General features: G+C 63.9%; 14 protein-coding genes and 1 pseudogene. 7 read left to right on the forward strand and 8 right to left on the reverse strand.

What is annotated here, in order from left to right; all coding sequences use genetic code 11:
• Nucleotides 1-4: 4 nt before the first annotated feature.
• From C380_RS01230 to C380_RS01250, 5 genes are all read right to left on the reverse strand, one after another.
• Nucleotides 5-1,732 (reverse strand): acyl-CoA dehydrogenase family protein, encoded by a 1,728-nt coding sequence (locus C380_RS01230; protein ID WP_015012074.1) that lies wholly within the window; start codon nucleotides 1,730-1,732, stop codon nucleotides 5-7.
• A 122-nt stretch (nucleotides 1,733-1,854) separates the two neighbouring features.
• Nucleotides 1,855-2,844: a Bug family tripartite tricarboxylate transporter substrate binding protein gene (locus C380_RS01235; RefSeq protein WP_015012075.1), complete on the reverse strand. Its 990-nt coding sequence runs from the start codon at nucleotides 2,842-2,844 to the stop codon at nucleotides 1,855-1,857.
• 101 nt (nucleotides 2,845-2,945) lie between these two features.
• Nucleotides 2,946-3,710 (reverse strand): SDR family NAD(P)-dependent oxidoreductase, encoded by a 765-nt coding sequence (locus C380_RS01240; protein ID WP_015012076.1) that lies wholly within the window; start codon nucleotides 3,708-3,710, stop codon nucleotides 2,946-2,948.
• 25 nt (nucleotides 3,711-3,735) lie between these two features.
• Nucleotides 3,736-5,613, reverse strand: a complete 1,878-nt coding sequence (locus C380_RS01245) for a feruloyl-CoA synthase (RefSeq protein ID WP_015012077.1) — start codon at nucleotides 5,611-5,613, stop codon at nucleotides 3,736-3,738.
• 39 nt (nucleotides 5,614-5,652) lie between these two features.
• Nucleotides 5,653-6,435, reverse strand: coding sequence for a crotonase/enoyl-CoA hydratase family protein (locus C380_RS01250; protein ID WP_015012078.1), 783 nt, complete (start codon nucleotides 6,433-6,435; stop codon nucleotides 5,653-5,655).
• A gap of 159 nt (nucleotides 6,436-6,594) precedes the next feature.
• On the opposite strand from C380_RS01250, the gene C380_RS01255 reads away from it, so the two are divergent.
• Entirely contained in the window at nucleotides 6,595-7,479 is an 885-nt protein-coding gene (locus C380_RS01255) for a 4-hydroxyphenyl-beta-ketoacyl-CoA hydrolase (RefSeq protein WP_015012079.1), read from the forward strand.
• A gap of 42 nt (nucleotides 7,480-7,521) precedes the next feature.
• Here the strand turns inward: C380_RS01255 and C380_RS01260 are convergent, their stop codons facing one another.
• The 3 genes and pseudogenes from C380_RS01260 to C380_RS24195 form a co-directional block, all read right to left on the reverse strand.
• Nucleotides 7,522-8,598 carry a hypothetical protein gene (locus C380_RS01260; RefSeq protein ID WP_015012080.1) on the reverse strand — a complete coding sequence of 359 codons (1,077 nt, stop codon included), beginning with the start codon at nucleotides 8,596-8,598 and terminating at the stop codon, nucleotides 7,522-7,524.
• Between the two features lie 204 nt (nucleotides 8,599-8,802).
• Complete coding sequence (locus C380_RS01265; RefSeq protein ID WP_015012081.1) at nucleotides 8,803-9,303, reverse strand: MarR family winged helix-turn-helix transcriptional regulator; 501 nt, start codon at nucleotides 9,301-9,303, stop codon at nucleotides 8,803-8,805.
• A gap of 183 nt (nucleotides 9,304-9,486) precedes the next feature.
• Nucleotides 9,487-9,938, reverse strand: a pseudogene (locus C380_RS24195) (ATP-binding protein); the annotation flags it as partial.
• A 290-nt stretch (nucleotides 9,939-10,228) separates the two neighbouring features.
• Between C380_RS24195 and C380_RS24200 the strand changes: the two are divergent.
• From C380_RS24200 to C380_RS01300, 6 genes are all read left to right on the forward strand, one after another.
• Complete coding sequence (locus C380_RS24200) at nucleotides 10,229-10,561, forward strand: hypothetical protein (protein WP_083871643.1); 333 nt, start codon at nucleotides 10,229-10,231, stop codon at nucleotides 10,559-10,561.
• Between the two features lie 64 nt (nucleotides 10,562-10,625).
• Nucleotides 10,626-12,815, forward strand: coding sequence for a type I secretion system permease/ATPase (locus C380_RS01280; RefSeq protein WP_051022623.1), 2,190 nt, complete (start codon nucleotides 10,626-10,628; stop codon nucleotides 12,813-12,815).
• Nucleotides 12,816-12,952: 137 nt separating this feature from the next.
• Entirely contained in the window at nucleotides 12,953-14,281 is a 1,329-nt protein-coding gene (locus C380_RS01285) for an HlyD family type I secretion periplasmic adaptor subunit (RefSeq protein ID WP_015012085.1), read from the forward strand.
• 10 nt (nucleotides 14,282-14,291) lie between these two features.
• Entirely contained in the window at nucleotides 14,292-14,915 is a 624-nt protein-coding gene (locus tag C380_RS01290) for a response regulator transcription factor (RefSeq protein ID WP_015012086.1), read from the forward strand.
• Between the two features lie 162 nt (nucleotides 14,916-15,077).
• Nucleotides 15,078-15,863 (forward strand): retention module-containing protein, encoded by a 786-nt coding sequence (locus tag C380_RS25440; protein ID WP_015012087.1) that lies wholly within the window; start codon nucleotides 15,078-15,080, stop codon nucleotides 15,861-15,863.
• Nucleotides 15,860-25,087: an Ig-like domain-containing protein gene (locus C380_RS01300; protein WP_015012088.1), complete on the forward strand. Its 9,228-nt coding sequence runs from the start codon at nucleotides 15,860-15,862 to the stop codon at nucleotides 25,085-25,087. The genes C380_RS25440 and C380_RS01300 overlap by 4 nt, the downstream gene beginning before the upstream one ends.
• The last annotated feature ends 23 nt before the right edge of the window (nucleotides 25,088-25,110 follow it).

Consider the following 25,110-nt stretch of genomic DNA (forward strand, 5'->3'; position numbering starts at 1 on the left):
TAAATCATGCGCTTGCGGCCTCCTGGGGCCTGAGCTCAAACGCGTGGGCAATGCGCTGGCGCAGGATGGTGGTGCGCAGGTCGAATTCGGGCAGCACCCACTGGGCGAAGGCCTGGGCGGGTGGGGTCCAGCGGTCTGTGGCGGCAGTGGACTGCTCGGTGCGGTGGGGACGGGCGGCGCTGATCTGGGCCCAGGCCCATTCCAGCAGCACCAGCGCCACGGCGCGCAGGTAATCGTCGGCCACCCAGTAGGGCAGTTCGGGGTCGGACTGGGCGGCAATTGCCAGGGTCTGCGTGATTTCCACCAGGGCATGGCGGCGCGTGCTGGCGGCGGGGCTGGGCGCTGCACCGGGCAGGCTGCCCAGCAGGGCGCCCAGGCCCTGGCCGCCATCGGCCAGCACCTTGCGCACCAGCAGGTCGATGGCCTGGATTTCGTTGGTGCCCTCGTAGATCATGGCCACACGCGCGTCGCGCACGATCTGCTCGATGCCCCATTCGCGCACATAGCCGTGGCCGCCAAACACCTGTAGGCAGGCGCTGGCGCCGTGGAAGGCCTGGTCGGTGAGCGCGGCCTTGAGCACGGGCGTGACCAGCGCACACCAGCGCTGCGCGGCGGCGCGTTCACCCGCGTCGGTGCCGTGCTTGGCCACATCGAGCTGCAGGGCCGTGTGGTAGGCCAGCACGCGGCCACCGTCGATCCAGGCGCGCTGTGTGTGCAGGATGCGGCGGATGGCGGGGTGGTCCTGAATGAGGCTGGTGTCCTTGGCGCCGGGGGCGCGCATCTGGCGTCGCTCGGCGGCGTAGGCGCTGGCCTTTTGCCACGCGGCCTCCAGCAGGCCAATGCCTTGCAGGCCCACGTGCAGGCGGGCGGCGTTCATCATCACGAACATGGCGTTCAGGCCCTTGTTGGGCTCGCCCACCAGCCAGCCGGTGGCGTCGTCAAAGCGCATCACGCAGGTGGGGCTGCCGTGCAGGCCCATCTTTTCTTCGATGCGCTCGCAGACCACGGCGTTGCGGCTGCCATCGGGCAACACCTTGGGCACCAGGAACAGCGACAGGCCCTTGGGCCCTGCCGGTGCATCGGGCAGGCGCGCCAGCACCAGGTGCACGATGTTGTCCGTCAGGTCGTGTTCGCCGCCAGAGATAAAAATCTTGCTGCCGTTGACCCGCGCGCTGCCGTCGGGCTGGGGCACGCCGCGTGTGCGCACCAGCCCCAGGTCGCTACCCGCATGGGCTTCGGTCAGACACATGGTGGCCAGCCATTCGCCGGTGGCGACCTTCTCCAGGTACTGCGCCTTGAGTTCGTCGCTGGCGTGGTGCTTGATGCATTCGTACGCGCCGTGCAGCAGGCCAGGGGCCATGGTCCAGCCGTGGTTGGCACCGGCCAGCCATTCAAACAGCACACACTCCAGCACCGCAGGCAGGCCCTGGCCGCCATCGTCGGGCGCGCAAGACAGCGACGGCCAGCCGGCTTGCCAAAAGGCCTGGTACGCATCGCGAAAACCTGCGGGGGTGTGCACGCGTCCACCGTCAAAGCGGCAGCCTTCTTCGTCGCCGCTGCGCTGCAGCGGGGCGATGGCGCTGTCTACAAACTTGGCCGCTTCGTCCAGCACCTGGGCCGCCAGGTCGCCATCGGTATCCGCAAACGGCGCCAGGCCCTGCCAGCGCGTGGGCGCCTTCAGCACGGTGGTCAGCAGGTGCTGGATGTCGGCAAGGGTCTTGCGGGCTTGCATGGTTTGCTCTCTTATTGGTAGCTGTCTGCGCTCGTTGAATGGGCGCTAGCGGCTGATTTCTTGTATTTTTGCCATGCGGCAGCCCGGACTGGGGTCAGTCCGGACCTGCGGCGCAGGAGGGATCAGGACTCTGCGGTGAAGCCGATCTTCTTGATCAGCGGACCCCAGCTGTCGTACTCGGCCTTTTGCCAGCGGGCCTGTTCTTCAGGGGTGGAGCCGTGGGGCATCAGGCCCACGATGGCCAGGCTGTCGATGACCGACTTTTCCTTCAGCGCGGCGTTGATGGCGGCGTTGGCAGCAGCGATCACCGGCTTGGGCGTGGCGGCCGGGGCGTAGAAGCCAAACCACTCTTCGGTGGTCAGCTCAGGGAAGCCTTGTTCGGCAAACGTGGGCACGTCGGGCACGTACTGCGAGCGCTTGGGGCCCGAGGTGGCCAGGATGCGCAGCTTGCCGGCCTTGTAGTTGGCGATGAAGTCACCATGCGGTGTGACCATGGCCGCCACCTGGCCGCCTACCACGTCCGTCACGCCAGGGATGGAGCCACGGTAAGGCACATGGCGCAGGTCCACACCGCTGTTGATGCCCAGCAGTGCGCCCAGGAAGTGGGGCGTGGAGCCCGCGCCGGGCGAGCCGTAGCTGGCGTCCTTGGGGTTGGCCTTGGCCCAGGCCAGGAAGTCCTTCACGTTCTTCACGCTGGCGGGCACCATGGGGCCCACAGCCAGGCCGTGGTGCATGATGGCTGCGATCGACACGGGCGCGAAGTCCTTGTCGGTGTAGTTCATCTTGCTGTAGATGTGCGGGTAGTTGGCCAGGGCCGATACTTGCGCCACGGCCAGCACTGAGCCGTCTGCGGGCGCAGCTTTGAGCGTCTCCAGCGCAATGCGGCCGCCCGCGCCGGGCTTGTTTTCCACCACGCCCGGGTTCTTGCTGAACGCGCTGCCAGCCCACTTCTCGGCCACGCGGCGGGCCACGGTGTCGCCCGAGCTGCCGGCGGGGAAGCCGAAGTACACCTTCACCTGGTCCACCTGGGCGTTGGCGGCAAAGGGGTGGAAGGCGCCCAGCGCGGCGCTGGCGCCAAGGGCCTGAACAAATTGACGGCGGGTGGTGGTCATGCTGATGTCTCCTGGTGTGTGTCTGACGGAAATCTCGGGGGTCAAGCTGGGGCGCTTGCGCGCCCTCTTGTTATTGATGGTTGACGTGGGGCGCTCTTTGTTTACCGGGGCGCCATGCGCAGGGCACCGTCCAGGCGAATGACTTCGCCGTTCAGGTGGCCGTTGGTCACGATATGGCAAGCCAGCTCGGCAAACTCTTCGGGTTTGCCCAGGCGTGGTGGGAAGGGGATGCTGGCCGCCAGCGACTGTTGCACGGCCTCGGGCAGCTCCTTCATCAGCGGCGTGGCAAACAGGCCGGGCGCCACGGTGCACACGCGGATGGCGTGCTGCGCCAGGTCGCGCGCCATGGGCAGCGTCATGCCGGCCAGACCCGCCTTGGAGGCGCTGTAGGCCTGCTGACCCACCTGGCCATCAAAGGCGGCGACGGATGCGGTGAACATCATCACGCCACGCTCGCCGTTGTCCAGCGTGGGCAGCTTGCTGCAGGCAGCGGCAAACAGGCGGCTCACGTTGTAGCTGCCAATGAGGTTGATGTTGATCACGCGCACAAAGTCTTCCAGCGGCGCGGCGCTGCCGTCGCGCTGCACCACACGCTTGGCGCTGCCGACGCCCGCCACGTTCATGAGGATGCGGGCAGGGCCGTGGGCGGCGGCAGCCTTCTCCAGCGCGGCGGTCACGCTGGCGGCGTCGGTGATGTCGCAGGTGCAGGCTACGCCGCCAATTTCAGCAGCAACTTTTTCGGCCAGCTCGGCGTTGCGGTCTAGCACAGCCACCTTGGCGCCCAGGCGGGCCAGTTCGCGTGCGGTGGCCTCGCCGAGGCCCGATGCGCCGCCGGTCACGAGGGCGGCTTGTCCTTGAATCTGCATGGTGTGTGTCCTTGGGTGCTGGGTGTCAAACGCCGGGCTTGAGGATGTGCGGGGCCGTGCCGTCGTGCAGGGCCGTAACCAGCGCATCGCGGTGCTTGAGCACGGCACGCTGGTTGACGGAGCCCTTGTCGGTGATCTCGCCCTTGTCGATGGACGGTGGCTCGGCCATCAGCAGCGCACGGGCCACGCGGCTGGCGCTGCCGGTGGCCTCGCGGGCCAGCCCGTCCAGCACCGCCTCGATGCGCTGGCGCACAGCGGGGTGGGCCACCACGTCGGCCCAGGGGGCGTCCGGGCCCAGGCCGGCCACTTCGCGGCAGGCGGAGGAGGGGAACAGCAGGGCGCCGACTTCCTTCATGTTCAGGCCGGTGAGCACCACGTCCTGGATGTAAGGCGCGCCCGCCACGATGATCTTGGCGCGCATGGGGCCCACGCTCACGAAGGTGCCGGTGGAGAGCTTGAAGTCTTCGGCAATGCGGCCGTCAAACGCCAGTCCGCGGTGGATGTTGTTCTCGTCGATCCACTTCACGGCGTCGCCGGTGCACAGGTAGCCTTCGTCGTCAAACGCGTCGCGTGTGGCGGCATCGGAGCGCCAGTAGCCGGGCGTAACGTTGGGGCCGCGGTAGCGCACCTCGGTCTTGCCGTCCACCTCCACCAGCTTGAGCACCATGCCAGGCACGGGCGCGCCGATGTGGCCGGAGCGCACGTCTGGGCTGTTGCAGAACATGGCCGAGGGGGCGGATTCGGTCATGCCCAGGCCCGTGCACATCACGATGCGCTCGCCAATGGCGGCCTCTTGCGTGGCGTGCAGACTGTCCCACACGGGCTGGGCCAGGCCGGCGCCGGAGTAGAAGAACAGGCGCACACGCGACAGCAGGTTGGCGCGCAGCTGGGCGTCGGTCTTCATCGCCTCGGCAATCATTTCAAAACCGGTGGGCACGTTGAAGTACACCGTGGGCGCGATCTCGCGCAGGTTGCGCAGGGTCTCGCCAATCAGCGCAGCGGTGGGCTTGCCGTCGTCGATGTACAGCGTGCCGCCGTGCATCATCGTGAGGCCGAAGTTGTGGTTGCTGCCAAAGGTGTGGTTCCATGGCAGCCAGTCCACCAGCACGGGCGATGCCTCGGCCAGCACGGGCAGCGACAGCGAGATCTGCTGCAGATTGGCGCACCACATGCGCTGGGTGTTGATGACCGGCTTGGGCATCTTGGTGGAGCCGCTGGTGAACAGGAACTTCACGATGGTGCCGGGGCCGGTTGCGTGCATGGCGGCGTCCACCGCCGGGGTGGCGGTGGTGTGGCGCAGGCTCTGGAAGGTGCCGGCCTTGCGGCCCTCCAGCGCGCCCTGGGCCAGGATCACTTCGACATCGGCCGCCACGGTGGCCGCAATGGCCTTGCCGTAGCGCGCGCCGTCGGCGGCAAACACCAGGCCGGGGGTGAGGGTGTCGATGACGTGGCGCAGCTTGTCGTAGTCCTGGCTCACGGTGGCGTAGGCGGGCGACACGGGGCAGTAGGGCACTCCGGCGTAGATGCAGCCTAGCGCCAGCAGCGCGTGCTCGATGGTGTTCTCGCTCAGCACCACCACGGGGCGCTCGGCGTTCAGGCCGCGGTCCAGCAGGGCCTGGCCGATGCTGCGCGCGGCGTCGAGCGCCTGGGCGTAGCTCACATGCTGCCAGTCACCCGTCTTGCCGCCGGGCAGTTGCTCGCGGCGTGCCAGAAAGCTGTGGTCGGGCGTGGTCTCGGCCCAGTGCACCAGGTAGTCCGTCACGCGGCGGGCAAAGGCGCCCAGGGGCAGGTCCGCCTGCAGGTAACGCACGCCCGGCGCACCTTCACGCAGGCTGACGCGGGTCACGCCGAAGGTCACGGGGCGGTAGCGGGCCGGGGCGGTGGGGGTGGAGAGGTCGCTCATAGGGGTTCCAGCAGGGGCAAGGGGTGACTGGGGGCGGGCTCAGTCCTTGCGGACCTTGGCGGCGCGGCCTTCCAGGAAGTCGGCGAGGCGGGACTTGGCTTCGGGTGCGCTCTGGGCGATGGCCGCCATCATGGCTTCGGTGAAGAAGCCTTGGTCGGCGGGCTGCTCGGAAATGCGGGGCAGAGCGTGCATCAGCGCGTAGTTGGTCAGCGGGGCGTTCTGCGACACGCGCACGGCCAGCTCGAAGGCCTTGGCAAAGGCCTGGCCTTCGGGCACGAGGTACTGCGCAAAGCCGACCTTTTCGCCGTCCTGCGCGTTGTAGACGCGGCCGGTGAGCATCATGTCCGTCATGCGCGCAGCGCCGATGAGCTTGGGGATGCGCACCGCGCCGCCGCCGCCCACGAAGATGCCGCGCGAGCCTTCGGGCAGCGCGTAGAAGGTGGACTCGTCGGCCACACGGATGTGGCAGGCGCTGGCCAGCTCCAGCCCGCCGCCCACCACGGCGCCATGCAGCGCAGCGATGACCGGCACGGGGCCGTACTGCACACGCTCCAGCGCGGCGTGCCACATGCGCGAGTGGTGCAGGCCCTGGCCGGCGTCGCGTTCTTTGAGTTCCGACAGGTCTAGACCGGCGCAGAAATGGGGGCCGTCGCCATCAATGACGGCCGCGCGCACTGTGCTGGGCATTTTTTCGAACAGGTCGCGCAGCGCGAGGATCAGGCCGTCGTTCAGCGCGTTGCGCTTGGCCGCGCGGGTCAGGCGGATCACGGCCACTTCCTGGTGGTCGCCGCGCAGCTCGAAATGGATGTCTGGATGGGTCATAGAGGCTTTCGTGTTGGTTGAATTGTGGTTATAGTTCATAACCAATTCAAGCAAGCCAAGCCCGTTTTTTATTGGTGTTTACCCTTGATCTGCGTCACGCGCCGTGGCGCATGCTGGGGTCTGACGCCGCACTGGCGGGCGCCAACCCAGGAGACACGCATGGACCACGCCAATCTGATCGCCATCGACATCCACACCCACGCCGAGGTGAGCTGCTGGAACCCGTTTGACAACTACGGCGAGGAATACGACCGCGCCGCCGACAAATACTTCAAGAACGGCCGCCGCCCCACCATTGCCGAAACGGTGGCCTACTACCGCGAGCAGAAGATTGGCCTGGTGATGTTCACGGTGGACGCTGAGTCCAAGATGGGCCGCCGCCGCATCCCCAACGAAGAGATCGCCGAGGCCGCCAAGGCCAACAGCGACATGATGACGGCCTTCGCCAGCATCGACCCGCACAAGGGCAAGATGGGCGCGCGCGAAGCCCGCCGCCTGATTGAAGAGTTCGGCATCAAGGGCTTCAAGTTCCACCCCACGGTGCAGGCCTACCACCCCTACGACAAGATGGCCTGGCCCATCTACGAGGTGATTGCCGAATACGGCATGCCCGCCATCTTCCACACCGGCCACAGCGGCATTGGCAGCGGCATGCGCTGCGGCGGCGGCCTGCGGCTGGAGTACAGCAACCCCATGCACCTGGACGACGTGGCCATCGACTTCCCCGACATGCAGATCGTCATGGCCCACCCCAGCTTTCCGTGGCAGGACGAGGCGCTGTCGGTCGCCACGCACAAGCCCAATGTCTGGATCGACCTGTCGGGCTGGAGTCCCAAGTATTTTCCGAAGCAGCTGGTGCAGTACGCCAACACGCTGCTGAAGGACCGCGTGCTGTTCGGCAGCGACTACCCGCTGATCACGCCCGAGCGCTGGATGAAGGACTTCCAGGAAGCGGGCTTCAAGCCCGAGGTGATGCCCGGCATCCTGAAGGGCAACGCGGTGCGCTTGCTGGGGCTGGACAAGCCGGCGCCTGCGCCCGTCTGACGCGGGCGCTGCCTGAGTCCGACGCAGTACCGGTTGGGCGTGTCAGTGGCGCTTGTGCAGCCGTCCGACACGCCGTGCAGATATTGCCGCGAGCGCCACCGAAAGCAGCAACCAACCCCCATGGGACAAGCTCGGGATGGCGGCTGCTTGTCCGGCCGGCGCCGCAGCCGCCACGTGGAATGCCAAATTCTTGGGCGCTGGGTCCAGCGTGACCAACGTGGTTTCCACGACCCCCAAAACCACGCCATGGGGGTCGTCGCCAGCCTCCGTCAGCGTAACGCTGGACACATTCGCTGGCAGTGAGAAGAACGTGTAGCCCTGCGAGGTAGTTTTTGGTGTGGCGGTGGAGATCACATGGCCTGTCAGGCCCAGGGCGTCATTGGTATCTACGCCGTCCAGCAGGGAATAGGCGTTCGTGTTGAACGCGTCTCCGTTTCCTACCACCGTCAGCATGACATCCGAGGTGATGCTCAAGTCTTCCCAGGCGGCCCCGCCCAGGCCCGCGACACCCACCACGTAGGTGAATGTGCGGTTGGTGGTGGCCAAAGCGGCGGCCGCAGTGGGGCCGGATGCCGTCTGGAATGTCCATCGCGAAGTGCGCGCTGAAGGTGACCCCACGGCGTCCAGGTATCGCGTCGGAAAAGTCACGCTCGCACCGAACAATGTGGAAGTCGCCGTGACTACACCCGGCTGAAACGTTCCCCAGGAGTTGGTGCCGGACAAATATTGCCCCTGCACCTGCAAGGCGGGATAGGTGGGTGTGGGTAATGCCACAGTGGCGGTCTGGGTCGTGTTCAGCGCTGTCGCGATCACCGCCTGATTGGTGAGCAGCGTGACGGAATTGCTGTTGCCGGAGCCGTTGTCCTGAACCTGGAAGTCCAGACTCGCGTAAGGCGTTCCAGTAGCGCCCGCCAAGGGGGTGTAGACCAGTTTTCCTGCGGTGATGTCACTGACGGCCACCAACTGTCCGGCGACGGCTGCGACACCATCCAGCGTCAGAGTGCCCAAAGAGGGCAGGGTGTTGATCTTGACGGCAATAAAGGCATCGGCTGGCGAATCACCGGTATCGCTGAACCCGAAATCCCCCGCCTGGAGGACGTAGCTGGTGCTTGGCAGCATCGATACGACCCGGGACGTACCGGTGGGTGGATGGGTGCCCGCATGGGCGGCGATGAGGCAACCAGCCGCCCACCACGCTGCCGCCGAAAGCCATCTCGTCAACCGGCATCCTGGCAAAAGAAAGCGTGTCCTCGGTATATGCATGGGCCATCCCAGTCAGTGCAGCGGAGTTCTCATGGAAAAGACGGCGTTGTGGCAGGAGCCTCACACGTCATAGACTTTCTGCAGCAGCCGGATCAGCGTCTTGCGCTCGGCCGTCGTCAGGCGGTTGGTAGCGTCTTCTTCCAGTTGCGCGGCCGTCTGCTCGGCCTGCGCGGTCAATTCCACCCCGGCAGGCGTCAGGTGCACGCCCATGGCACGCCCGTCGCTGGGGTGTGGGCGGCGCTCGATCAGGCCGCGCCGCTCCAGCGCCGCAATCAAGCCCACCATGTTGGGCGGCAGCACGCTGAGCGTGGCGCACAGCTGGCGCGAGGTGATGCCCGGGTTGTGCGCCACCAGCGACAGCACCGAGAAATCCACCACCTTCAGGTCGTACACGGCCATGCGTTCCATGAACACGGCAATGATGGACAGCGCCGCGCGCCGCGTGTTGTAGCCCACCAGCGTGCGCAAAAAGCCGGTGTCCACGGGCTCGCTGGCGGGCGCTGCGGTGTCTGCGGGGGCGGGAACCGAGGGGGATTTTTTGGAGGAACGGACGCTGGACATGGGGGGAGATTGTGCCGGGCGCCCGGGCCCCCGCGACCGGCCCGCAGTGCCCGCTAGGTGCTGCAGCGCCTCTTTTTGATCGAAATCAGCCGCAGGCGCTAGTGAAACATGCGCTAGGTGCTATCAAATTGATATCTGCCCGCACCACCGCTCCGGTTGGGCGTGCCACGCCGCCAGCGCCGCTCACGCCGGGCTGCGCAGCACGCGGCGGTATTGCACGGCCTCGGCGACGTGGCTGACCTCGGTGGTGGGCGCGCCCGCCAGGTCGGCGATGGTGCGCGCCACCTTCAGCGCCCGGTGCGTGCTGCGGGCCGACCAGCCCAGGCGCGCGGCAGCGGTGTTGAGGAACTTGGCAGCCGTATCGTCCAGGTGCAGGCGGGCGTCGATGGCCTGGCCCTGCAGCGCCTGGTTGGTACAGCCCTGGCGCGCCAGCGCTCGGCACGCTGTGTGGAGCCCAGAAAGCCGCAGGGGCACGGATTTATCACCGCGATCATCTGGACCCGGGCCGGAAACTCCGCACGTTGCGCCGCCCGGGCGATGGTGATGTGGCCGGTCTCCAGCGGCTCGCGCAGGGCTTCGAGCGCAGCGCGAGGTAATTCGGGGAGTTCATCGAGGAAGAGCACACCCTGATGGGCGCTGGCGCTGTCATAGGTCATCTACGCTACCCATGCTGTCGAGTTGGCGAGCATGGGGCTGAGGAAGCTGATCAAAAACGAGGGGCTATTTCTTGGGGATGAGGCTCCAACCAAGCTGTTCTACGTGGTCCGACGCAAGATCAGTTGGAGGTGGGCCATGCTCACACCGGATTGGAAGGCAGCGTAGACGCGTTTTTGCACACCTTCCCTAGATTGGAGTTTTGGAAAGTGTGTACAGTCTTTGGTCTATAGAAAGCTGTTGTGGCATTCTTTTTTTGATCCCGACCCTCATGCCTTTTGTCGAGCGCAATAGTTCCGGCGCCATTATTGCAATTTTTGGTACTGCCCGCTTTTCTGCGAATGAGTGGCGGGATGCAGACGATCTGCAGATTCGTGAATTTCTTGCGGGATCGCCTGCTTCTGAGCGTACACCTAGTTTTGATGGTTTGGATATTGAATTCATCCGGGTACTTGAAGATGTGATCGATACACTCATTGCTAAAAACGTGCTGCGGTTGACAGATCTTCCTCACGAAGCGCAGCGCAAGCTGCTTGCCCGAAAAGGTCTGCGCGGTCGCTTGCGCGACGGACTCGATTTGCTATCGGGTGACGACGTTATTTAGCGCGCATCGCCTTTCCGATTACTTTCACGATAAACCCGGGCAGACCGGGGGCTTGCTGCCCGACATGGATTTCTCTCACGCGTTTGCTTCTGCCGGCTCTTCCACGGCACCCCCGGTCCGATTTGCTGATGAGCGTTTGCTTCACGAAGACCCGCTGCTCGATTGCCTAGTGGCGTTGACGAAGATCCACAGCCAGCCCTGGACTGCTGAGGCCCTGACCGCAGGTCTTCCCTTGGTGGACAACCGACTTTCCCCGTCCCTATTGCCCCGTGCCGCTGCGCGTGCCCACCTCGCCACCCGGCTGGTCCGTCGCAAGCTCGAACAACTCGGCGCCGCACAGCTTCCAGCGATTGCGCTGTTGCGCGATGGTCAGGCGTGCCTGGTGCTGGAGCGGTTGCCTGGCGACCGTCTGCGTATTCGCCGCCCTGAGTTCGGGGAGTCGGCGCAGGAGATCGCCGTCGAGGACCTTGCTGCCGAGTACACAGGCGTGACGGTGCTGGTTCGTCCACGGTTTCGCTTCGAGGCCCGGGCGCCCCAGGTGCGGGCCTTGCGTGAGCGCCACTGGTTTTGGGGTGCCATTTTGCAGAACTGGCGCCTGTATCGCGATGCATTGCTGGCCGCGCTTGCGGTCAATCTGTTCGCGCTGGCGATTCCTCTCTTTTCCATGAATGTCTATGACCGGGTCGTACCGAACCGTGCTGTAGAGACACTGTGGGTGCTGGCGGTCGGGGTCTTCCTGATTCTGGTGTTCGATTTCGTGCTGCGCACCATCCGTGCCTACATCGTGGATTCGGCCAGCAAGCGCGTGGATATCCAGCTGTCTTCCCAGCTCATGGAAAAGGTGCTGGGGGTGCGCATGGACGCGCGCCCTGCCTCTGCGGGTTCCTTTGCCTCCAATCTGCGCAGTTTCGAATCCGTGCGCGATTTCATAGCGTCGGCCACGCTGACCACCTTGGTCGATTTGCCGTTTGTCGTGCTGTTCCTTGCAGCGATGCTGTGGATTTCTCCCTGGGTCGTGGTCCCCCCGCTCTTCGGCATCGTGATTGTGGTGGTGGTGTCGCTGCTGGTGCAGCACAAGATGCACGACCTGACCCAGACTACCTACCGCGCCGCAGCGCAGCGCAATGCTGTGCTGGTGGAAAGTCTGGTGAGCCTTGAAACAGTCAAGACGCTGGGCGCCGAAGGCGCCGTTCAGCGCCAGTGGGAGCGGGCAACGATGTTTTTGGCACAGGTGGGGTCCCGCCTGAAGCTGCTCTCGTCCGGCAATGTCAACTTTGCACAGTTCGTGCTGCAGCTGGTGTCCGTGGCGGTCATCATCGTTGGGGTGTACCAGTTGCAGGATGCTGGCATCTCCATGGGGGGCATCATCGCCGCCTCCATGCTTTCAGGGCGTGCGTTGGCGCCACTTGGGCAAGTTGCCGCCCTGCTGACCCAATACCACCAGGCGCGCACCTCGCTGGAGTCGGTGGAGCAGACCATGAACATGCCCGTGGAGCGCCCTGTCGATGCACCTTTTGTGCATCGTGCGCATTTCCGGGGAGGAATTGAGTTCAAGGATGTGCATTTCGGCTACCCGGAGCGTGAACAGTCGGTGCTCCAGGGCATTACTCTGAAAATCCAGCCCGGCGAAAAAGTCGGAGTCATTGGCCGCGTGGGCTCGGGCAAGACCACACTGGAAAAGCTCGTGCTGGGCTTGTGGCAACCCACGCGTGGGCAGGTCTTGGTGGACGGCATTGATACGCGTCAGCTGGACCCGGCGGAATTGCGCCGCGCCATCGGGTTTGTGCCCCAGGACATCAGCTTGTTTTATGGCAGCTTGAGGCACAACATCACCTTGGGCACCGCCTTCATGGATGACGCCGCAATCCTTGCCGCTGCCGACGTCGCTGGCGTGGACGAGTTCGCCAACAGCCACCCGCAGGGGTACGACATGTTGATTAGTGAACGTGGCGAGTCATTGTCCGGCGGCCAGCGCCAGGCTGTTGCCATCGCACGCGCCTTGCTGGGAGACCCGCCTATTCTGTTGCTGGATGAGCCTTCGTCCAGCATGGACCACCAAAGCGAGGAGCGCCTCAAGAGCCGCCTGGCGGCGTATGCGCGGCACAAGACGATGCTCCTGGTCACCCATCGAACGTCCTTGCTGGACCTGGTCGATCGTCTCATCGTGCTGGACGCGGGTCAGATCGTCGCTGACGGGCCCAAGGCGCAGGTCGTCGAGGCACTCCAGCGGGGCCGTATCGGCAAGGCATCGTGATGCAGGATATGACACCAAACCCAGTTGCCCCCCCGACTGCTGCAGGCGCCCCTCAGGGGAGAGGCGCGTTCAGCCGTCGCTTGAGCCGCTGGTGGGGACGCGTTGCGGATCGTGTGGGCCGGGCATTTGATCGATGGATGGACGGAGCGGAGCGCTCCGAGTTGCACGATGACCGTGACTTTGACGCAGATGCTGCCTGGGCGATCCATGAGCAGCGTGCGCGGGGTGCCCGTCTGGCCGTGTGGGTCACGCTGCTGGTGCTGATCCTGCTGCTTGTCTGGGCTGCGCTGGCGCGCATCGACGAGGTGGCGCGTGGCGAAGGCCGGGTGATCCCGTCGAAGCAGGTGCAGCAGATACAGAGCCTGGACGGCGGTATCGTTTCAGAAATCCTGGTGCGTGAGGGCCAGCGTGTCGAGGCGGGTCAGGTCTTGCTGCGGATTGACCCGATCCGGTTTGCATCGTCGTTGCGTGAAAACCAGGCGCAGGCCTATGCACTCCAGGCACGCGCTGCGCGTTTGGAAGCACTGGCCTCGGGCAAACCCTTTTCTGTGTCGGACGAGCTGAAACAGGTGGCGCCAGACTTGGTCGAGCAAGAGCGTGCGGCGTATGAATCGCGCCGGGCCGAATTAGATGCAACGGTGGGCGTGGCCAGGCAGCAACTGGCACAACGGCGCCAGGAACTCGCAGAAGTCCAATCCAAGCAGCAGCAGGCTGCCCAGAGCTACCAGCTCACGGCCAAGGAGCTCGAAGTCACCCGGCCTTTGGCGCGTACTGGGGCTGTATCCGAGGTCGAGCTGCTTCGGCTGGAGCGCGACGTATCGCGTTTTCGCGGTGAACGTGACATGGCCAGTGCGCAGATCCCGCGAATCCAGTCCGCAATCCTGGAAGCCCAGCGCAAGCTGGAGGAAGTGGATTTGGCCATTCGTAACCAGGCGCGCAGCGAACTGTCGGAAACCCGAGGAAAACTCAGTGCCCTCAATGCAGGCAGCGAAGGCCTGGCGGACAAGGTTCGGCAGGCAGAAATCCGATCTCCGGTGCGTGGGATCGTCAAGCAGCTTCTGGCCAATACCGTGGGTGGTGTGGTCCAGCCGGGCAAGCAGATCCTGGAAGTTGTGCCCAGTGACGACACACTATTGCTGGAAACCAAAGTGTCTCCTCGCGACATTGCCTTCCTCGTGCCTGGGCAGCCAGCCGTGGTGAAATTCACAGCCTACGAATTTGCGACCTATGGTGCCTTGGAAGGCAAGGTCGAGCAAATTGGCGCTGACACTGTGACGGATGAGCGAGGCAATTCCTTCTACCTCGTGCGTGTGCGCACCACAAAAAGTGAGTTCGGTGAGCAGAATTTGCCGATATTGCCCGGCATGATGGCCGAGGTGGACATCGTCACAGGCAAGAAAACCGTGCTGTCCTATCTTCTCAAGCCTGTGCTGCGCGCCAAGCAACGGGCTCTCACAGAGCGCTAAACCCCTGAACATGATGGGCGAACCCCTTTTGTTATTGACCCGCGACGACGCATTGGCCAAACGCTGGTCTGCGCTGGGTGCGGAATGGTCGTTGGTACGCGGACATGCCTTGTCTGATCTTGAGCCGTGGCGCCAGCAGGGGCGTCGGCTCGTACTCCTGGACGTGGACGGCCTCGGTCTTCCGGTGTGGTCCGATCCGGGTTGGCGCGAGCGCCTGCGGTCCACCGCAGTCCTCGCTGGTTTGGGGCAGCCGGATGATCAGGCCGGTGCGGCTGCGTTGCGAGCGGGAGTGTGTGGCTTTTGCCATGTTTACGCCCCCCTCGAAACCCTTCAGTCAGCCCTGAGGGTCATTGCCGACGGGGAGCTCTGGGTGGGGCGCAGCCTTCTGTCACGGATGCTGCGCGGACTGCTCCATGGTCAATCTGAGCCCAGATCTGCCGATTGGCATACCGGCCTGACCGATCGGGAGCGCCAAGTGGCTGGTCTGGCCGCCATGGGGGAGTCCAACGATGCCATCGCCCGCCAGCTGGGAATAGCCCCTCGAACAGTCAAAGCCCATCTCTCGGCGGCCTTCGAACAGCTGGGCGTTGCTGATCGGCTGCAACTGGCTTTGCGTGTTCACGGCGTTCGCTGATTTTGATATCAAATTTGTAGCGCAAAAAGACCGTCTGACAAGCACTATGGGCCACTTTTGCAGATAAAACTGCGAACGTGGCCCATTTGCCATTGTTCTGAAGGCCAATTTGCAAGCATTCGTTAGTTGCGTAGCATCTAAATAACTACTACCCGATCTGCCATGTCCACAGTCACCACCACTGCTTCCGCCACCGGCACCATCACCGCCCTGATTGGAGAGGCCTTTATCCGCCTGCCTTCGGGACAGCTCCGAGCCCTCAAGGTGGGAGATGTGATCCAGGAAGGCCAGCGCGTCGTGACGACGGACGGTTCCATCCTGGAAATGCGTACGCCGACGGGAGATATCTCGGTGGCCGGGCCGCGGGATGTGATCGCTGACGCGGAAATGCTCGGCAGCGCTCCGGTGCCCGAACGCTCGGAGGCCGCAGTTTCCGCAGAAGGCTCTGCAGCCATTGACCGGGTGATCCAGTCTTTGGAGCGCGGCGAGGATCCCTTGCAGGGGCTCGAGAGCACCGCAGTCGGCCTGTCGGGCGGAGGAGCCAGCGAGGGGCATAGCTTTGTCCAGCTCGACCGTATTGATGAGGGGGTGCAGGACATCAACACCACATCCAGCTCCTCCCAGCAGTCCGAGTCGACCAATCCGACGCCTGAGCCTGTCGCTGTCACGTTCGTCGGCGCGGATAACACTCCGGTGACGGAGGCCAACGCCGCTGTCACCACGCCTGAGGACACCGTGTCCCGGGGACAGGTCCAAGTCACGGATCCTAACGCGGGAGCGTTGACTTTCGAAAAAGGTTCGGACCCCACCAACGGAACCGTTGTGGTGAACCCCGATGGGACGTACGAATACACCCCTAGCCCCAACTATTTCGGGGAAGACAGCTTCACTATTACTGCCCGAGACTCGGCCGGGCAGGTCAGCACGATCATTTTCCAGGTGACGTGACGCCGGTGAACGACGCGCCAGTGGCGGTGGATGACACGGCGGCGACGGCGATCAACACACCGGTGCTGTCGATCAACGTACTGGGCAACGACACAGACGCGGACCTGCCGGCAGACAGCCTGCGGGTGACAGGAGCGCGACTGGAAAACCCAGCGCAAGGCAGCGTAGAGGTCAACAGCGACGGGACCCTGAAGTTCACGCCTGGGGTGAACGTGAGCGGGGCGGTGCGGATCACGTACGACATCGTGGACAGCCAAGGGGCGGTCTCCAGCGCGACGGTGACGGTGAACGTGGGAAGCAACAGCGCACCGCAAGGTGCGGACAAGACCTTCACGCTGGCAGAAGACAGCAGCGTGAGCCTGAGCGCGCAAGACTTCGGGTTCAGTGATCAGGACGCAGGACAACAGCTGGCGGCAGTGCGCATCGACAGCGTGCCGGCCGCGGGCAGCCTGACGCTGAACGGAGTGGCGGTGCAGGCCGGAGCGGTGATCAGCGCGGCGCAACTGGGGCAGCTGCAGTTCAGTCCGGCGGCCAACGCCAGCGGCGCGGACTACGCGCGGGTGACGTTCAGCGTGCAAGACACGGCAGGGGCGTACGACAGCACCCCGAACACACTGCGCTTTGATGTGACGCCGGTGAACGACGCGCCAGTGGCGGTGGATGACACGGCGGCGACGGCGATCAACACACCGGTGCTGTCGATCAACGTACTGGGCAACGACACAGACGCGGACCTGCCGGCAGACAGCCTGCGGGTGACAGGAGCGCGACTGGAAAACCCAGCGCAAGGCAGCGTAGAGGTCAACAGCGACGGGACCCTGAAGTTCACGCCTGGGGTGAACGTGAGCGGGGCGGTGCGGATCACGTACGACATCGTGGACAGCCAAGGGGCGGTCTCCAGCGCGACGGTGACGGTGAACGTGGGAAGCAACAGCGCACCGCAAGGTGCGGACAAGACCTTCACGCTGGCAGAAGACAGCAGCGTGAGCCTGAGCGCGCAAGACTTCGGGTTCAGTGATCAGGACGCAGGACAACAGCTGGCGGCAGTGCGCATCGACAGCGTGCCGGCCGCGGGCAGCCTGACGCTGAACGGAGTGGCGGTGCAGGCCGGAGCGGTGATCAGCGCGGCGCAACTGGGGCAGCTGCAGTTCAGTCCGGCGGCCAACGCCAGCGGCGCGGACTACGCGCGGGTGACGTTCAGCGTGCAAGACACGGCAGGGGCGTACGACAGCACCCCGAACACACTGCGCTTTGATGTGACGCCGGTGAACGACGCGCCAGTGGCGGTGGATGACACGGCGGCGACGGCGATCAACACACCGGTGCTGTCGATCAACGTACTGGGCAACGACACAGACGCGGACCTGCCGGCAGACAGCCTGCGGGTGACAGGAGCGCGACTGGAAAACCCAGCGCAAGGCAGCGTAGAGGTCAACAGCGACGGGACCCTGAAGTTCACGCCTGGGGTGAACGTGAGCGGGGCGGTGCGGATCACGTACGACATCGTGGACAGCCAAGGGGCGGTCTCCAGCGCGACGGTGACGGTGAACGTGGGAAGCAACAGCGCACCGCAAGGTGCGGACAAGACCTTCACGCTGGCAGAAGACAGCAGCGTGAGCCTGAGCGCGCAAGACTTCGGGTTCAGTGATCAGGACGCAGGACAACAGCTGGCGGCAGTGCGCATCGACAGCGTGCCGGCCGCGGGCAGCCTGACGCTGAACGGAGTGGCGGTGCAGGCCGGAGCGGTGATCAGCGCGGCGCAACTGGGGCAGCTGCAGTTCAGTCCGGCGGCCAACGCCAGCGGCGCGGACTACGCGCGGGTGACGTTCAGCGTGCAAGACACGGCAGGGGCGTACGACAGCACCCCGAACACACTGCGCTTTGATGTGACGCCGGTGAACGACGCGCCAGTGGCGGTGGATGACACGGCGGCGACGGCGATCAACACACCGGTGCTGTCGATCAACGTACTGGGCAACGACACAGACGCGGACCTGCCGGCAGACAGCCTGCGGGTGACAGGAGCGCGACTGGAAAACCCAGCGCAAGGCAGCGTAGAGGTCAACAGCGACGGGACCCTGAAGTTCACGCCTGGGGTGAACGTGAGCGGGGCGGTGCGGATCACGTACGACATCGTGGACAGCCAAGGGGCGGTCTCCAGCGCGACGGTGACGGTGAACGTGGGAAGCAACAGCGCACCGCAAGGTGCGGACAAGACCTTCACGCTGGCAGAAGACAGCAGCGTGAGCCTGAGCGCGCAAGACTTCGGGTTCAGTGATCAGGACGCAGGACAACAGCTGGCGGCAGTGCGCATCGACAGCGTGCCGGCCGCGGGCAGCCTGACGCTGAACGGAGTGGCGGTGCAGGCCGGAGCGGTGATCAGCGCGGCGCAACTGGGGCAGCTGCAGTTCAGTCCGGCGGCCAACGCCAGCGGCGCGGACTACGCGCGGGTGACGTTCAGCGTGCAAGACACGGCAGGGGCGTACGACAGCACCCCGAACACACTGCGCTTTGATGTGACGCCGGTGAACGACGCGCCAGTGGCGGTGGATGACACGGCGGCGACGGCGATCAACACACCGGTGCTGTCGATCAACGTACTGGGCAACGACACAGACGCGGACCTGCCGGCAGACAGCCTGCGGGTGACAGGAGCGCGACTGGAAAACCCAGCGCAAGGCAGCGTAGAGGTCAACAGCGACGGGACCCTGAAGTTCACGCCTGGGGTGAACGTGAGCGGGGCGGTGCGGATCACGTACGACATCGTGGACAGCCAAGGGGCGGTCTCCAGCGCGACGGTGACGGTGAACGTGGGAAGCAACAGCGCACCGCAAGGTGCGGACAAGACCTTCACGCTGGCAGAAGACAGCAGCGTGAGCCTGAGCGCGCAAGACTTCGGGTTCAGTGATCAGGACGCAGGACAACAGCTGGCGGCAGTGCGCATCGACAGCGTGCCGGCCGCGGGCAGCCTGACGCTGAACGGAGTGGCGGTGCAGGCCGGAGCGGTGATCAGCGCGGCGCAACTGGGGCAGCTGCAGTTCAGTCCGGCGGCCAACGCCAGCGGCGCGGACTACGCGCGGGTGACGTTCAGCGTGCAAGACACGGCAGGGGCGTACGACAGCACCCCGAACACACTGCGCTTTGATGTGACGCCGGTGAACGACGCGCCAGTGGCGGTGGATGACACGGCGGCGACGGCGATCAACACACCGGTGCTGTCGATCAACGTACTGGGCAACGACACAGACGCGGACCTGCCGGCAGACAGCCTGCGGGTGACAGGAGCGCGACTGGAAAACCCAGCGCAAGGCAGCGTAGAGGTCAACAGCGACGGGACCCTGAAGTTCACGCCTGGGGTGAACGTGAGCGGGGCGGTGCGGATCACGTACGACATCGTGGACAGCCAAGGGGCGGTCTCCAGCGCGACGGTGACGGTGAACGTGGGAAGCAACAGCGCACCGCAAGGTGCGGACAAGACCTTCACGCTGGCAGAAGACAGCAGCGTGAGCCTGAGCGCGCAAGACTTCGGGTTCAGTGATCAGGACGCAGGACAACAGCTGGCGGCAGTGCGCATCGACAGCGTGCCGGCCGCGGGCAGCCTGACGCTGAACGGAGTGGCGGTGCAGGCCGGAGCGGTGATCAGCGCGGCGCAACTGGGGCAGCTGCAGTTCAGTCCGGCGGCCAACGCCAGCGGCGCGGACTACGCGCGGGTGACGTTCAGCGTGCAAGACACGGCAGGGGCGTACGACAGCACCCCGAACACACTGCGCTTTGATGTGACGCCGGTGAACGACGCGCCAGTGGCGGTGGATGACACGGCGGCGACGGCGATCAACACACCGGTGCTGTCGATCAACGTACTGGGCAACGACACAGACGCGGACCTGCCGGCAGACAGCCTGCGGGTGACAGGAGCGCGACTGGAAAACCCAGCGCAAGGCAGCGTAGAGGTCAACAGCGACGGGACCCTGAAGTTCACGCCTGGGGTGAACGTGAGCGGGGCGGTGCGGATCACGTACGACATCGTGGACAGCCAAGGGGCGGTCTCCAGCGCGACGGTGACGGTGAACGTGGGAAGCAACAGCGCACCGCAAGGTGCGGACAAGACCTTCACGCTGGCAGAAGACAGCAGCGTGAGCCTGAGCGCGCAAGACTTCGGGTTCAGTGATCAGGACGCAGGACAACAGCTGGCGGCAGTGCGCATCGACAGCGTGCCGGCCGCGGGCAGCCTGACGCTGAACGGAGTGGCGGTGCAGGCCGGAGCGGTGATCAGCGCGGCGCAACTGGGGCAGCTGCAGTTCAGTCCGGCGGCCAACGCCAGCGGCGCGGACTACGCGCGGGTGACGTTCAGCGTGCAAGACACGGCAGGGGCGTACGACAGCACCCCGAACACACTGCGCTTTGATGTGACGCCGGTGAACGACGCGCCAGTGGCGGTGGATGACACGGCGGCGACGGCGATCAACACACCGGTGCTGTCGATCAACGTACTGGGCAACGACACAGACGCGGACCTGCCGGCAGACAGCCTGCGGGTGACAGGAGCGCGACTGGAAAACCCAGCGCAAGGCAGCGTAGAGGTCAACAGCGACGGGACCCTGAAGTTCACGCCTGGGGTGAACGTGAGCGGGGCGGTGCGGATCACGTACGACATCGTGGACAGCCAAGGGGCGGTCTCCAGCGCGACGGTGACGGTGAACGTGGGAAGCAACAGCGCACCGCAAGGTGCGGACAAGACCTTCACGCTGGCAGAAGACAGCAGCGTGAGCCTGAGCGCGCAAGACTTCGGGTTCAGTGATCAGGACGCAGGACAACAGCTGGCGGCAGTGCGCATCGACAGCGTGCCGGCCGCGGGCAGCCTGACGCTGAACGGAGTGGCGGTGCAGGCCGGAGCGGTGATCAGCGCGGCGCAACTGGGGCAGCTGCAGTTCAGTCCGGCGGCCAACGCCAGCGGCGCGGACTACGCGCGGGTGACGTTCAGCGTGCAAGACACGGCAGGGGCGTACGACAGCACCCCGAACACACTGCGCTTTGATGTGACGCCGGTGAACGACGCGCCAGTGGCGGTGGATGACACGGCGGCGACGGCGATCAACACACCGGTGCTGTCGATCAACGTACTGGGCAACGACACAGACGCGGACCTGCCGGCAGACAGCCTGCGGGTGACAGGAGCGCGACTGGAAAACCCAGCGCAAGGCAGCGTAGAGGTCAACAGCGACGGGACCCTGAAGTTCACGCCTGGGGTGAACGTGAGCGGGGCGGTGCGGATCACGTACGACATCGTGGACAGCCAAGGGGCGGTCTCCAGCGCGACGGTGACGGTGAACGTGGGAAGCAACAGCGCACCGCAAGGTGCGGACAAGACCTTCACGCTGGCAGAAGACAGCAGCGTGAGCCTGAGCGCGCAAGACTTCGGGTTCAGTGATCAGGACGCAGGACAACAGCTGGCGGCAGTGCGCATCGACAGCGTGCCGGCCGCGGGCAGCCTGACGCTGAACGGAGTGGCGGTGCAGGCCGGAGCGGTGATCAGCGCGGCGCAACTGGGGCAGCTGCAGTTCAGTCCGGCGGCCAACGCCAGCGGCGCGGACTACGCGCGGGTGACGTTCAGCGTGCAAGACACGGCAGGGGCGTACGACAGCACCCCGAACACACTGCGCTTTGATGTGACGCCGGTGAACGACGCGCCAGTGGCGGTGGATGACACGGCGGCGACGGCGATCAACACACCGGTGCTGTCGATCAACGTACTGGGCAACGACACAGACGCGGACCTGCCGGCAGACAGCCTGCGGGTGACAGGAGCGCGACTGGAAAACCCAGCGCAAGGCAGCGTAGAGGTCAACAGCGACGGGACCCTGAAGTTCACGCCTGGGGTGAACGTGAGCGGGGCGGTGCGGATCACGTACGACATCGTGGACAGCCAAGGGGCGGTCTCCAGCGCGACGGTGACGGTGAACGTGGGAAGCAACAGCGCACCGCAAGGTGCGGACAAGACCTTCACGCTGGCAGAAGACAGCAGCGTGAGCCTGAGCGCGCAAGACTTCGGGTTCAGTGATCAGGACGCAGGACAACAGCTGGCGGCAGTGCGCATCGACAGCGTGCCGGCCGCGGGCAGCCTGACGCTGAACGGAGTGGCGGTGCAGGCCGGAGCGGTGATCAGCGCGGCGCAACTGGGGCAGCTGCAGTTCAGTCCGGCGGCCAACGCCAGCGGCGCGGACTACGCGCGGGTGACGTTCAGCGTGCAAGACACGGCAGGGGCGTACGACAGCACCCCGAACACACTGCGCTTTGATGTGACGCCGGTGAACGACGCGCCGCAAGTAGTGGGTGATCTCGCGATCGTTTCTGAAGAAGGTCTGTCAGCGGGGCTGAAGGACGCAGCAGGTGCAGGGGATACGACTGACGCTCGCATCTTCTCTGGGTCAGTGCATGTTACGGATATCGATGGTGACTTGACCACGGTCGCTCTTGCCAGACCCTTGGCCACACTCACGTCTGGCGGGCAGTCGCTTCAGTGGACGGGGGTTGATACAGGTGTTCTGGTGGGCGCTGTTGGCGGGGTTGAAGTACTCCGAATCGCGATTGATTCAAGAGGTCAGTACACAGTCACTCTGAGCCGTCCTCTGGACCACCCTGTCCAAAACCAGGAGGATGTTCTCAGTTTTGACATCGGTGTCAAAGCGACCGATGGGCGCATCATGACAACTGGTGTTTTGTCTGTCCGGATCGAGGATGACAGCCCAGTGGCTTCGTCCAGCGTATCGACTTTGACAGTCCAGGCTGATCAGATCATTGTTCGTTCTCTGGAGGCCGGCTGGACTAGCGCGGTTCTGGAGAATGGTGCGTCTGCGACTACTGTCAATACTGATGTCGACAGTTTTGCCGACAGTGTGGTGTGGGGCACTGCAACCCAGAATAACAACCGCTCTAGTTATTCTTTGATCGATAGTAATGTATTTTCGACGGTTGCTGGGGCGACTGTAAAGGCAGGCACTGCTTTCAAGCTCGCGGATTTCACACATGAAAACTGGCCGGTGACTGGGTCTCCGCTAGACCGTGTGAATCTTGAGATGTCTATGAAGGTCACGATCAATGGGGTGACAGAGACGGTACGGTTCTCTGTGCTCGTTGACCATCTGGAAACACCAAACTCCACTGATCCAGTTGCCTCACGCGACATCATTACGCTTCCTGCTCAGGACGTGATTTTGCAAATCGGAACGCAAAAATACGCTTTTCGTCTAGAGGGCTTCCGCGACGCTCAGGGGAATATAGTCAATACGATCGCGACGGATGAGAGTGCGACAAACCGGTACGAGATCTGGGGCAGTGTTCAGTCTACGGATAGCCTGCCAACAGTCACTGGATCAGTGGTAGCGCAAGCAGGTGCTGACGGTTTGGCATCCGTTACCTGGGGTGCTTTGACAAGCACTTACGGAACGATGACGGCCCGGGCGGACGGCACATACGATTTCACAGTGAATCGCGCGACTCGTGATGCAATGACGCAGGGGCAGAGTTTTTCACAGACCTTCTCTTACACCATTACAGACAAGGATGGGGATACTGCAACGTCTTCTGTCACGATCCGGATCGATGCTCAGAAGGGCATTAGTTTCTTGGACGTTCCGGAGCAGAATTTCAATCCTGTTTCGGGTAGCTACACCGTTTCTGGGCGTGAAGACACTGGGTTGACTGGGAGGGTTGCTGCGGTGGATGTGGATGGGGATCCATTGACTTATCAAAAGGGCAGCGATCCCTTGCGTGGCTCGGTGGTGGTGAATTCCGATGGTTCGTATACCTACACACCGCAAAAGGACTACTCGGGAAGCGATAGCTTTACGGTAATTGTTTCTGACGGTAAGGGTAGCGTAGCGTCGACAACGGTTAATGTCGGCATTGCACCAGTGGCAGACGCTCCTGCTGTCGCGGTGTCGCTTGGCGCTGCAACCACCAATACGGTGGACATCACCACCGCTAATGTCACTTCGACAACGCAGGGGTTTTCCGTCACGGCGTACGGACTGAATGGGTCTGTGGCGACATTGAGCACCGTTACCGGTCAGGCTGCGGCGGGCTTTGGTGTTCAAGGTGCAAGTAGCGGAGCTGACAGTGAAATTGGATTCTTGAACAATGCTTCCGAGCGCGTGTCAGTCAATTTCACCAGGGCGGTTTCTTCGGCCACCATCCAACTTGCGTGGCTGGCTACTGGAGAGCGGGCAACCTATACGCTATACAACGCTGCCGGCGCTGCGATTGGCACCGGCACCGTCAATGGTCAGACAGATCAGGTAGATCCCGCCTTCATAGTGACAGGGGCCAATAATGCTCTGATCAGCCGAATCGATTTCACGGCTCCGGGCGTGGGAGACGACTACCTTATCAACCGCATTAGCTTCCAGACAACCACTGTCCCGGTGACGATCAACGTAACGCCGTCGGACGTGGACTATTCGGAAAACGTCAGCGCAGTGGTGGTTTCTGTTCCAGCCGGTGCGACGCTTTCGGGTGGCGTATTGGGGTCCAACGGGACGTGGACACTGCCTTTGACGGGATCCATAGGCTATACCGTGACTGAAGATCCAGTTACTCATGCAGTGACAGTCACAGGGCTCAATATGACGTTGCCGAGCGGTTTCACGGGGGCGGCCACAGTTGCCGTGACGGCTACTGTTTACGACACTTTGACCACGGTGACGGCGCAGGAGTCTGGCACTGGTGTGGTCGGCACTGCAGGCGCCGATATTCTGACCGGGAGTGCAGGGGCTGATGCACTTTACGGCTTGGCGGGCAATGACACGCTGTCTGGCAGTAGTGGAAATGACACCCTTGTTGGAGGGGCAGGCAATGACAATCTGTCGGGTGGTGCCGGTGCCGATACCTTTGTATGGAGATTGGCAGACGTGGGCACGGGTCAGACTCCAGCCAATGATGCCATCACTGACTTCAACATGGCAGCCAGAACGGCTGGTGGCGATATGCTGGATCTGAGGGACATCCTGCAAGGCGAAAACCGCACGGGAGGCACTGGTAATCTCGGCGACTATCTGAATTTCACACGATCTGGGACCGATACGGTCGTGGATATCCGACCTTCAGGTTCTGGCGCCTTCACGCAAAAGATCACATTGACCAACGTAGACCTGACAGTTGGAGGCACCCAAAATGAGCAGGCCATCATTCTGAACCTGCTCAATCAGGGCAAGCTTCTGACGGACTAAAAGACCGATGCGGTGCTCGAATG

The sequence above is a fragment of the Acidovorax sp. KKS102 genome (assembly GCF_000302535.1).
GTDB lineage: Bacteria > Pseudomonadota > Gammaproteobacteria > Burkholderiales > Burkholderiaceae_C > Acidovorax.